Origin of the sequence: Streptomyces recifensis (genome assembly GCF_002154615.1) — a bacterium.
Lineage (GTDB): Bacteria > Actinomycetota > Actinomycetes > Streptomycetales > Streptomycetaceae > Streptomyces > Streptomyces griseoluteus.
Genome location: NZ_MUNH01000057.1, coordinates 1 through 11,156, shown reverse-complemented (window position 1 = coordinate 11,156; position 11,156 = coordinate 1). Strand labels below are relative to the sequence as shown.

Annotated in this window: 7 protein-coding genes and 1 pseudogene; 6 read left to right on the top strand and 2 right to left on the bottom strand. The window is 72.7% G+C overall.

All coding sequences use genetic code 11. The annotated features are described in order from the left end of the window. The 6 genes and pseudogenes from CCN33_RS03795 to CCN33_RS03770 all read left to right on the top strand — a co-directional run. Window positions 1–713, top strand: a pseudogene (locus CCN33_RS03795) (maltokinase N-terminal cap-like domain-containing protein); the annotation flags it as partial. A gap of 3 nt (window positions 714–716) precedes the next feature. Further along, window positions 717–2,924 carry a 1,4-alpha-glucan branching enzyme gene (gene glgB, locus CCN33_RS03790; protein WP_086691078.1) on the top strand — a complete coding sequence of 736 codons (2,208 nt, stop codon included), beginning with the start codon at window positions 717–719 and terminating at the stop codon, window positions 2,922–2,924. 256 nt (window positions 2,925–3,180) lie between these two features. After that, window positions 3,181–5,085 carry an AMP-dependent synthetase/ligase gene (locus CCN33_RS03785; protein ID WP_086691076.1) on the top strand — a complete coding sequence of 635 codons (1,905 nt, stop codon included), beginning with the start codon at window positions 3,181–3,183 and terminating at the stop codon, window positions 5,083–5,085. Window positions 5,086–5,232: 147 nt separating this feature from the next. Continuing rightward, entirely contained in the window at window positions 5,233–5,667 is a 435-nt protein-coding gene (locus CCN33_RS03780) for an ATP-binding protein (protein ID WP_086691074.1), read from the top strand. 201 nt (window positions 5,668–5,868) lie between these two features. Beyond that, window positions 5,869–7,263, top strand: a complete 1,395-nt coding sequence (locus tag CCN33_RS03775) for an NAD(P)/FAD-dependent oxidoreductase (RefSeq protein WP_244173612.1) — start codon at window positions 5,869–5,871, stop codon at window positions 7,261–7,263. Window positions 7,264–7,451: 188 nt separating this feature from the next. Further along, window positions 7,452–9,707, top strand: a complete 2,256-nt coding sequence (locus CCN33_RS03770; RefSeq protein WP_244173610.1) for an FUSC family protein — start codon at window positions 7,452–7,454, stop codon at window positions 9,705–9,707. A 9-nt stretch (window positions 9,708–9,716) separates the two neighbouring features. Here CCN33_RS03770 and CCN33_RS03765 read toward each other — a convergent pair whose 3' ends face one another. Together CCN33_RS03765 and CCN33_RS03760 are read right to left on the bottom strand one after the other, a co-directional pair. Then, entirely contained in the window at window positions 9,717–10,544 is an 828-nt protein-coding gene (locus tag CCN33_RS03765) for a SigB/SigF/SigG family RNA polymerase sigma factor (RefSeq protein ID WP_086691070.1), read from the bottom strand. A 50-nt stretch (window positions 10,545–10,594) separates the two neighbouring features. Further along, entirely contained in the window at window positions 10,595–11,026 is a 432-nt protein-coding gene (locus tag CCN33_RS03760) for an ATP-binding protein (protein ID WP_086691068.1), read from the bottom strand. Window positions 11,027–11,156 lie beyond the last annotated feature (130 nt).

Genomic DNA, 11,156 nt, shown 5'->3' with positions numbered 1-11,156 from the left:
GCCCGGCCACGCTGGGCGTGCTCCAGCCGTTCCTGCCGGACGCGGTCGACGGCTGGGAGCTGGCACTCGAAGCGCTGGCGCGGGGCGACGACTTCACCACCGAGGCGAGCGAGCTGGGCGGCGCCATGGCCGAGGTCCACCTCGCGCTGGCCGGGGCGTTCCCGGCGGCCGGCGGGGACGAGAACGGCGTCACGGCCGCCGCGATGTGCGTACGCCTGGACGCGGCGGCGCGGGCGGTGCCGGGGCTGCGGCCCTATGTGCCGGGCCTCAGGGCCGCCTTCGGGGCGCTGGCCGCCCGCGACTCCGGGCCGGCCGCCCAGCGCGTCCATGGCGATCTGCACCTGGGTCAGGTGCTGCGCGCCGGGGCCGACTGGTTCGTCATCGACTTCGAGGGCGAGCCCTCCCGTCCGCTCGCCGAGCGGCGGACCGCGCAGTCCCCCGTGCGTGACATCGCCGGGATGCTGCGCTCCTTCGACTACGCGGCCCGGCAGCGCCGCCCCTGGCGGCCCGAGTGGGCCAGCCGCTGCCGGGAGGCGTTCTGCGCGGGCTACGCGGCCCGTGCGGGCTGGGACCCACGCAAGGAGCACGCGCTGCTGCGCGCGCACGAGACGGACAGGGCGGTGTACGAGGTGCTGTACGAGGCGAGACACCGGCCGGACTGGCTTCCGGTCCCGATGGCGGCCATCGAGCGGCTCGCCGAGTGGAGAGGCTGAATCATGGCACTGCGCGACACTTCGCCGCCCGAGACCTCGGGCCCCGTCCGCACCTCGGGCACCGCCCTCGCGGGCGAGGAGCGCGACCGCCTGCTGGGCGGCGCGCATCACGACCCCCACGCGCTGCTGGGCGCCCATCCGGTGCCGGGCGGAGTCCTGTTCCGTGCCCTGCGCCCGAACGCGCGGGAGGTGAGCGTCCTGGCCGACGGGGTGCGCTCGCCGCTCGTCTCCGAGGGCGACGGTCTCTTCTCGGCCGTGCTGCCGTACCCGGAGATTCCCGCGTACGAGCTGGTGGTGGCCTACGACGACGGCGAGCAGACGGTGCACGACCCGTACCGTTTCGCGCCCGCGCTCGGTGAGCTGGATCTGCATCTGATCCGGGAGGGCCGGCACGAGGAACTGTGGAAGGCGCTGGGCGCCGAGCCGATGACCCACGAAGGGGTCCAGGGCACCCGGTTCACCGTGTGGGCGCCGAACGCGCAAGGAGTGCGGCTGGCCGGGGAGTTCACCTTCTGGGACGGCACCCAGTACCCGATGCGCTCGCTGGGCGCGGCCGGGGTCTGGGAGGTGTTCCTGCCGGGGATCGGTGAGGGCGCGAAGTACAAGTTCGAGATCACCTCGCGGTACGGCCACCGGTTCCTGAAGGCGGACCCGATGGCCCGGCTCACCGAGGTCCCGCCGGACACCGCCTCGGTCGTCACCTCCTCCCGCTACGCGTGGGACGACGCCGAGTGGATGGCGCACCGGGGCGACACCCCCGTGCACCGGGCTCCGATGTCGGTGTACGAGGTGCACCTGCCGTCCTGGCGGCCGGGGCTGACCTACCGCGAGCTGGCCGCGGAGCTGCCCGCGTACGTACGGGACCTGGGCTTCACGCATGTCGAGCTGATGCCGGTGGCCGGGCACCCGTTCAGCGGGTCGTGGGGCTACCAGGTCACCTCGTACTACGCGCCCACCCCGCGGCTCGGGTCGCCGGACGACTTCAAGTTCCTGGTGGACGCGCTGCACCGGGCGGGCATCGGCGTGATCATGGACTGGGTGCCGGCCCACTTCCCGAAGGACGACTGGGCGCTGGCCCGGTTCGACGGGGACCCGCTGTACGAGCCCGGAGACTCCAGGCGGGCGGAGCACCCGGACTGGGGGACCTACGAGTTCGACTTCGGCCGGACCGAGGTGCGCAACTTCCTGGTCGCCAACGCGGTCTACTGGTGCGAGGAGTTCCACATCGACGGGCTCCGCGTGGACGCCGTCGCCTCGATGCTCTACCTCGACTACTCCCGTGACTCCGGGCAGTGGGCGCCGAACGTGTTCGGCGGGCGCGAGGACCTGGACGCGGTGGCGTTCCTCCAGGAGATGAACGCCACCGTGTACCGGCGCTGCCCGGGTGTGGTGACCATCGCCGAGGAGTCGACGGCGTGGGAGGGCGTGACCCGGCCGACCGACAGCGGCGGTCTCGGGTTCGGGCTGAAGTGGAACATGGGCTGGATGCACGACTCGCTGGAGTACGTGCAGAAGGAGCCGGTGCACCGCAAGTACCACCACCACGACATGACGTTCTCGATGGTGTACGCGTACAGCGAGAACTACGTGCTGCCCATCTCCCACGACGAGGTCGTGCACGGCAAGCAGGCGCTGGTGTCGAAGATGCCCGGCGACTGGTGGCAGCGGCGCGCGAACCACCGGGCGTACCTGGGCTTCATGTGGGCGCATCCCGGCAAGCAGCTCCTCTTCATGGGGCAGGAGTTCGCACAGGGCGCGGAGTGGTCGGAGAAGCACGGGCCCGAGTGGTGGCTGCTGGCCGACGACTACCACTCGGCGGCCGACCACCGGGGCATGCGGGACCTGGTGCGGGACCTGAACACGGTGTACCGGGACGCCCCGGCGCTGTGGCAGCGGGACACCGATCCGGGCGGCTTCCAGTGGTCGATGTGCGACGCGGCCGACGACAACGTCTTCGCGTTCGTCCGGTACGCCGAGGACGGCACCCCGCTGCTGGCGGTGTCCAACTTCTCGCCCGTGGTCCGGGAGGACTACCGGCTCTGGGTGCCCGAGCAGGTGACCGCCTGGCAGGAGGTGCTCAACACCGACGCGGTGCGGTACGGCGGCAGCGGTGTGCAGGTGGGTGACGCGGGCAAGCTCTGCCCGGAGGACGGCCGGCTGCGGCTGACGCTGCCGCCGCTCGCCACGGTCTGGCTCACGCCCGCCCGCTGAGCCCGCCGCGACCGGCTCCCGGCGAGGGGCGGCCGGGGTCACGACGACCCCGGCCGCCCCTCTCGGCGTGCCCGGGCGGCCGCGCCGATACCCGCACGGAAGGGCGGCACCCGGGACCCACCGGACACCCGCAGGTCATCAGGGGATCACGACTTTCTCCTTCCCGGCACCGAAACCGCTTCCCCGCGCTACATTCGTGCACCGCCGACACAGAGCCGATCGGCGGGGTCACCCTCCGTACTTCCAGGAGCAGCGCATGCGCGACGTCGCCTCCGCTCCGGCAGCGTTCCCGCCGCCCGCCGGCGGGCTCGCCGACACCGTCTTCGAAAGAGCCGAGAAGAACCCCGGTCTCCCCCTGCTCGCCCGGCACGCGAAGGGTGCCCCCGGCGGCTGGGAGACGGTCTCGGCCGGCCAGCTGCGGGACGAGGTGGTCGGGCTGGCCAAGGGGCTGGTGGCCGCCGGGATCTCACCGGGCCACCGGGTCGCCCTGATGGCCCGCAACCGCTACGAGTGGACGCTGCTGGCGCACGCGTTGTGGACCGTGGGCGCGGAGATCGTCCCGATCCACCCGACGTCCTCGCGGGACCAGGTGGAGTGGATGCTGCGGGACGCGGGCTGCGTGGCCGTGGCCGTCGAGGACGAGCTGGGCGTGATGACGGTCGGCACGGTGTGCGCGGCGCTCCCCCGGCTCAAGCACGTCTGGCAACTGGACGCGGGCGCGCTGCCCGAACTCACCGAGCGGGGCGTGGACATCCCGCTGACCACGGTGGAGTCGCTGCGCCGGATCGTGCTGCCCGACTCCACCGCGGCGGTCACCTACACCTCCGGCGCCACCGGCCGCCCGATGGGCTGCGCGCTCAGCCACCGCGGACTCGCCTACCCGTGCGACGTGCTGCTGGCCGGCTGGGGCCACACGGCGGCGCAGCCGGGCGAGCAGCCCTCGGTACTGGCGTTCCTGCCGTTCTCGCACGTCTACGGCATCATGATCCAGACGCTGTGCCTGCGCGGCGGCTTCCTGATGGCGCACGAGCCGGACGTGTCCGAGGAGGCGCTCGCCTCGGCGCTGAGCACCTTCCGGCCGACGTACCTCTACGGCGTCCCGTCGGTGTTCGAGAAGCTGTACAAGACGTTCCTGAGGACGGCTCAGCAGGCGGGCCGAGGCGCGCTGTTCGAGCGGGCGGCGCATACCGCGCGGGACTTCGCGGAGGCCGAGGAGCGCGCCCGGCTCGGCATCGGCACGGGCCCCGGACTGGATCTGCGGCTCCAGCACGCCCTGTACGAGCGCACGGTGTACCGCAAGCTCCGTTCCGCCCTCGGCGGCCGGGCCCGGCGGGGCACCTCGGGCGGGTCCTCGCTGAGCCGCGAACTGTCCCTGTTCTTCGAGGGCATCGGCCTGTACATCCACGACGGGTACGGGCTGACGGAGACCTCCGGCGGGATCACCATGCAGCCGCTGGGCCGGGAGAAGTCGGGGACGGTGGGCGTGCCGCTGCCGGGCACCGAGGTCCGGGTGGCCGAGGACGGGGAGATCCTGGTGCACGGCCCGTCGGTGTTCCAGGGCTACGTCGGCGACGAGGCGCGCACCCGGAGTGTGCTGCGCGGGGGCTGGCTGTCGACCGGGGACATCGGGCGGCTGGACCGGGAGGGGTATCTGACGATCACCGGCCGCAAGAAGGACCTCATCGTCACGTCGAGCGGCAAGAGCGTGGCGCCCGCCCCGCTGGAGCAGCGGCTGCGGATGCACCCGCTGATCCACCAGGCGGTGGTGGTCGGCGAGGACCGGCCCTGCATGGGCGCGCTGATCACCCTGGACCCGGAGTTCCTCTCGCACTGGCGGGCCGCGCTGGCGCTCCAGGGAGACTTCGAGGGACGGGAGAGCCGCGAGGAGAACGCGCTGCGCGAGGAGCTGGCCCGTGCCATCGCGTCGGCCAACAGCACGGTGTCGCGCGCCGAGTCGATCCGGGTCTACCGGGTCGTGCAGGAGCCGTTCGCCCCGGACAACGGTCTGCTGACGCCGTCGCTGAAGCTGCGCCGGGAGGTCATCGCGCGGCATTACGCGGCCGAGATCGACGCGATGTACAAGGCTCGTTCGCGTGCCGCGCGGGGCGGGCGGAGCCCGGAACCGGCGGACTGGGACGAGCCGGACGACGTGTTCCGGTGAGCCGCTCCCCCGTTGGGTGTCACGATCACGCGTAATCCGCGTCGCGCTGGGAACCCGCCCTGGTGAACTGACCAGCGACGATGACCGCCCCGGAGTGCGAGGCCCGTATCCGGGCCCGCTCCGGGAGACCGGGCCGGGGAATGCGAGATGGCGACAGAACGGCGTTGGGACGGCACACCTCCCTCCGAGAGGGCGCACGAGCGTGCCTACTGCTTTCCCGGCGAACTTCCGAACGTCACGGGCGCGCGGCTCGCGGCCGAGGACTTCCTGCGCGGGCTCGCCCGGGAGGCTCCGCCCAGCGCGCCGGAGTACTGGGACGACATCCTGCTGGTGGTCACGGAGCTGGCGGCCAACGCGGTCCAGTTCGCGCCGGGCCCGTTCGGGCTGCGGATGCGGCGCACCTTCGACGGGGTGCACGTGACCATGCACGACACCAGCTCGGTGATGCCCGAGCCGCGTCCGTTCAGGCCGAGTTCGGGCGGCGGAGGTATCGGCTGGCATCTGGTGCACACCCTGTGCGACCAGGTCAGCGTGGTGGTGGTCGAGGACGGCAAGGACATCCACGTCTTCCTGCCCTGGTGAGAGCGCCGAAAGGTGTACCGGTGCGGAATCGGGTTACTCCGGTCCGTGGAGGGGCAGGGTGCTGCCCACGCCTTCGCCGCCGGGCGCTTCCGACTGGCGGAACGGCTCGGAGCACGGTGGGATCGGGTGTGGTGGCAGTGGTCCCGGGCATGCGAACGGCGTCCATCCGGACCGACGGGAGCCGCAGAAGGGAACAACACCGTGACACGACGACCCAGGATTCTGGTGATCGGCGCCGGCTTCGCCGGAGTCGAGTGCGTCCGCCGGCTGGAGCGCAAACTCGGCCCCGACGAGGCGGACGTCGCCCTGGTGACGCCGTTCTCCTACCAGCTCTACCTTCCGCTGCTGCCCCAGGTCGCCTCCGGCGTGCTGACGCCGCAGTCGATCGCCATCTCGTTGCGCCGCAGCAAGAAGTACCGCACCCGGATCATTCCGGGCGGGGCGATCGGGGTGGATCTGGAGGCGAAGGTCTGCATCATCCGCAGCATCACCGACGAGATCATCGACGAGCCCTACGACTACCTGGTGCTGGCGCCGGGCAGCGTGACCCGCACCTTCGACATCCCCGGCCTCGCCGAGCACGCCTTCGGCATGAAGACGCTGGCTGAGGCCGCGTACATCCGTGACCACGTCATCTCGCAGCTCGACCTCGCGGACGCCAGCGACGACCCCGAGGAGCGGGCGGCGCGCCTGCAGTTCGTGGTGGTCGGCGGCGGTTACGCGGGCACGGAGACGGCGGCCTGCCTGCAGCGCCTCACCCATGCGGCGGTCCGGCGCTATCCGCGGCTGGACCCGAGCCTGATCCGCTGGCATCTGATCGACATCGCGCCGAAGCTGATGCCGGAGCTGGGCGACCGGCTCGGCAAGCAGGCGCTGAAGATCCTGCGCGACCGGGGCATCGACGTCTCCCTCGGGGTGTCGGTCGCCAAGGTGACCGAGGACGAGGTCACCTTCACCGACGGCCGGGTGGTCCCGTCGCACACCCTGATCTGGACGGCCGGTGTGGTCGCGAGCCCCCTGATCGCCACGATGGGGGCCGAGACGGTACGCGGGCGGCTCGCGGTGACCCCGGAGATGACCGTGCCGGGCCACGACGGGGTGTTCGCGCTCGGTGACGCGGCGGCCGTGCCGGACCTCGCCAAGGGCGAGGAGGGCGCGATCTGCCCGCCGACCGCGCAGCACGCCATGCGGCAGGGCCCGAAGGTGGCGGACAACATCATCCACTCGCTGCGCGGCGAGCCGCTGGAGCCGTACGTCCACAAGGACCTCGGTCTCGTGGTCGACCTCGGCGGCAAGGACGCGGTGTCCCGGCCGCTCGGCATCGAGCTGCACGGCATCCTCGCCCAGGCCGTGGCGCGCGGCTACCACTGGTCCGCGCTGCGCACCGGGGTCGCCAAGGCGCGGGTGCTGGTGAACTGGCTGCTGAACGCCGTCGCCGGTGACGACTTCGTCCGTACCGGCTTCCAGGCCCGCAAGCCCGCCCAGCTCAAGGACTTCGAGTACACCGACTCCTATCTGACGCCGGAACAGGTCCGCGAAGAGGTGCGGAAGGCCGAGGCGGAGGGCAAGGTGCGGGGGAAGGTGACCGGAGGCTGAACCGGGTGAGCCGGGTTGCCGGAGGCCGCCGTCCCGTCGCGGGGGCGGCGGCCTCCGGCGGCTCGGCCCGTGATCCAGGGGGCGGGCGCGCCGGACCCGTGTCCGCTGGCCGGCGGCGAGCTTGGCGGGGCGTCGTGACATCCTGGGTCGTAGATCATGGTCCGGCACGGGAGAGAGAGCGCGGCGGCGTGAAGGCAAGGGGACGGGCGCTTCTGGTACGGCTGTGGGACCGGCTCGCCGCGTCCGATCCGGGACTGCTGCGGCTGATCGCGGGCCTGCGCACGGTGGCCGCGATCGCCCTCACCCTGATCCTGCTGGCCTCGCTGCGCTTCCCGGTCCCCCAGCTGGTCGCGGGCGCGATGGCGGCGATGGCGGCGACCTTCGCCGTCCGGGAGACGGACCGCGGCAAGCAGGCCGTCACGGTGGCGCTGGCCCTGCCGGTGGCGCTGGCCGCGGTGTCGGCGGGGGCGGTACTGAACCAATGGCCGCTGGTCAGCGACATCTCCTTCCTGGTGATCATCTTCGCCGCCGTCTACGGGCGCCGGTTCGGCGACCGGGCCACCGGGCTCGGGCTGATCGGCTTCCAGGTCTACTTCCTGTCGCTGTTCGTACGGGCGACGCCGTCGATGCTCCCCTCGCTGTACATCGTGATCACGGTGGGGGTCGGGTGCAGCGCGTTCGCCCGGTTCGTGCTGATGCCGCAGACGGAGGCGGGCACGCTGGACCGGCTGCGGCGTGCCTTCCGGGCCCGGCTGGGGCAGTTGCTGGGCACGCAGATCGAGCTGCTGGACGCGAGCCCGGACGACGTGGACAAGGTCGTGGAGGACCTGCGCACGGGTACGGCCCGGTTGCACGAGACGGCGCTGATGATCCAGGGCCGGCTGGAGGGGGGCACCTCCGACGACGCGGTCGCCCGGCTGGTGCGGCGGCGTGTCGCGGACGCCGAGATCGCCGCGGAGCGGCTCGGCCTGATGTTGCTCACGGCGCGCAGCGCCCAGCGGACCGACACCCTGACCCTGCATCTGCCGGGCGCGCCGGTGCCGCCCGGCCGGATGCTGCCGGTGCGGGACCCCGCGACGGAGACCATGCGCCGGGACCTGGAGGCCCTGCGGCTGCTGGTGCTGCGCCCGGTGGGCGAGACGTCCGGGACGGCGCTGGCCCAGGTGCGCAACCGGCTGCTGGGCTACCGCGAGGAGGACAACCTGCCCGACGCGTCCCCGGCCGTGCAGGACGTGTTCCGCGGCATCGGTGAGGCGGCGCGCGCGGTGCTGGGTCTGCGGACCGCGCTGGACGGCCCGCAGGACGAGTCGGACGACACCCCGGCGACCAGCCGGTCCCGTGAGGAGCTGGACGCCGAGGACGCGGCGATCGAGGTCAGCGAGGAACCCGACGCGGAGACGCCCGAGGAGACCGGGCTCCGGCGTCCCACGACGCGGGCGGCCATCCAGGTGGCGGTGGGGGCGTCGCTCGCCATCATGGGCGGTGAGCTGCTGTCCCACCAGCGCTGGTACTGGGCGGTGCTGACCTGCTGGATCGTGTTCATCAACACCACCTCCACCGGGGAGATCCTGGTGAAGGGCGGCCGGCGGCTGCTCGGCACCGTCCTCGGGGTGGTCGCCGGAATCGGGCTGGCCGGTGCGGTGGGACACCACACGTGGACGGCGTTCGCGCTGGTGCTGGTGTTCGTGTTCGCGATGTTCTACACCGCCCCCCTGTCGTACACGCTGATGTCGTTCTTCGTGACGGCGGCGCTGGGGCTGCTCTACACCCTGCTGAACACGTACAGCACGTCGGTGCTGGTCCTGCGGGTGGAGGAGACGGCGCTGGGGGCGGCCTGCGGGGTGATCACGGCGGCGGTCGTACTGCCGGTGCGCACCGACCGGCGTACCAACGAGCTGCTGGTGAAGGTGCTGGACAAGCTGGCCGAGCTGACGCAGGCGGCCGTGGACCAGCTCAGCGGGCAGCCGCACACGGATCTGGTGGACCAGGCCCGCGAGCTGGACCAGGCGCTGGCCGATCTGCACGCCGCGGCCAAGCCGCTCACCCACCCGGTCACCCCCTTGCGCTCCCGCCGGGACACCGCGCGGTACGTGGTGGCGCTGCTGGAGACCTGCGCCTATCACGGGCGGTCGCTGGCGGCCACGGCGGAGCTGCTGCCCAGCAACCCGTCGATCGCGGCCGATCCCCGGCTGCGCGGGGTGTGCAGCCGGATCGTGCACAACATCGAGGCGATCGCCGACCACGTCCGCGACCCGCACTCGTCGGCCGAGCTGGAGACCGGTCCGAGCATCGCCTCCATGCTGGAACCCGGCACCCTGGCCACCCCTCGCTACGGCCGCGTCACCGACCGCGTCCTGCGGCACCTCCAGCGCCTGGACGAGGCGGTCTCCGGCCTCGCTCGCCCGCTGGGCGTCCCGGTGAAGGTGGAGGCGGCGAAGAAGTGACGGCCGCCTCTACCTCTTGAGCGGCCCGTCCGCGCGAGGGTCCTGGACCTCGGCCCTGACGCGGGCGCAGATGTGCTGCAGCAGGCGGGATACGTGCATCTGGGAGATGCCGAGGCGGGCGGCGATACGGCTCTGGGAGAGGTCCTCGAAGAAGCGCATGTAGAGGATGTCCCGGTCGCGTTCGGGCAGGCGGCTCAGGCTGCGCCGGGCGGCCTCGCGGTCGACGACGACGGAGTAGGCGGGGTCGGGGGCGCCGAGGCTGTCGGTGAGCGTGCCGCCCTCGCCGGCCGGTTCGGCGTCCAGCGAGAGGGTGCTGTAGCTCTCCAGCGCCTCCAGCCCGGTGGTGACCTCCGCCTCGGTGAGCCCGGTGTGCCCGGCGATGCCCGCCACGCTGGGGGCCTGGCTGCCGGGCCGCTCGGTGAGGTCGCGGCGGGCGACGCGGACCCGGTTGCGCAGCTCCTGCACCCGGCGCGGCACCCGCAGCGCCCAGGTGCGGTCCCGGAAGTGCCGCTTGACCTCGCCGGTGATGGTGGGCACGGCGTAGCTCTCGAAGGCGCCGCGTCCGGGGTCGAAGCGGTCGATGGCCTTGACCAGGCCGAGCGCGGCCACCTGGCGCAGGTCCTCCACGTTCTCGCCCCGGTCACGGAAGCGGCCGGCGATGCGGTGGGCCATGGGCAGCCAGGCGGTGGTGAGTTCGGCACGCAGGGCCTCGCGTCCGGGGCCGTCCGGCAGTGCGGCGAGGCGGGTGAAGAGACCGGCGGTGTCGGGCGCGTCGTCGTGGCTCCGCCGGGGCCGGGCGGCTTCGGCGGAAGGGGTGTTCGCGGGGTGGATCGGCATGAACGAGCGCTCCTGACGATGGCGGGTGCGCGGCCGGGAAGGGGCCGTGTTCAGCGCAGGGGCACGACGGCGGTGACGCACTTGCCGCCGCGCGGGAGTCCGGCCACTCGTACGTCACGGGCGAGGAGGCTCACGATGGGCCACCCCCGGCCGCCGGTGCGGCTCCGGTCGGTGTCCAGCCGGGCGGTGGTGTCCGGGAGTTCGTCGCTGCGGTCGCTCACCGAGAGCCGTACGCCGCGGGCGTCGACGTCGACCTCGAAGCGGGTGATGCCGCCGCCGTGCAGGATGGCGTTGGCGGTCAGCTCGGAAGCGACCAGCAGGGCGTCCTCGAGGGTCTCGTCGGCGCAGGTGAGCGCGCGGTCGCGACAGCGTTCGGTCACCGCGCGGCGTACATCTCTGCGGGCGTCGGCCGGCCGGTACGCCATGGTCCGGCGGCTCTGCCGAGGCACAGCCGGGGCAGTCGTCGCGTGCTGCTCGCACATGGTGTCGTCCCTCCCTGGCGTGGCGCCCGGTCTTTCCGGGTGTGCTGCCGGACGGCCGGGGTCTCTTCCTTGCGGCTCACCCCTCGCGGCGATGTCAAACACCGTCCGCCCGCGTGCCTTTACCGGGCTC

Coding starts and splice junctions, on each gene's coding strand:
- CCN33_RS03765 (WP_086691070.1), bottom strand. CDS start 10,544: ATGCCGATCCACCCCGCGAACACCCCTTCCGCCGAAGCCGCCCGGCCC.
- CCN33_RS03760 (WP_086691068.1), bottom strand. CDS start 11,026: ATGTGCGAGCAGCACGCGACGACTGCCCCGGCTGTGCCTCGGCAGAGC.
- glgB (WP_086691078.1), top strand. CDS start 717: ATGGCACTGCGCGACACTTCGCCGCCCGAGACCTCGGGCCCCGTCCGC.
- CCN33_RS03785 (WP_086691076.1), top strand. CDS start 3,181: ATGCGCGACGTCGCCTCCGCTCCGGCAGCGTTCCCGCCGCCCGCCGGC.
- CCN33_RS03780 (WP_086691074.1), top strand. CDS start 5,233: ATGGCGACAGAACGGCGTTGGGACGGCACACCTCCCTCCGAGAGGGCG.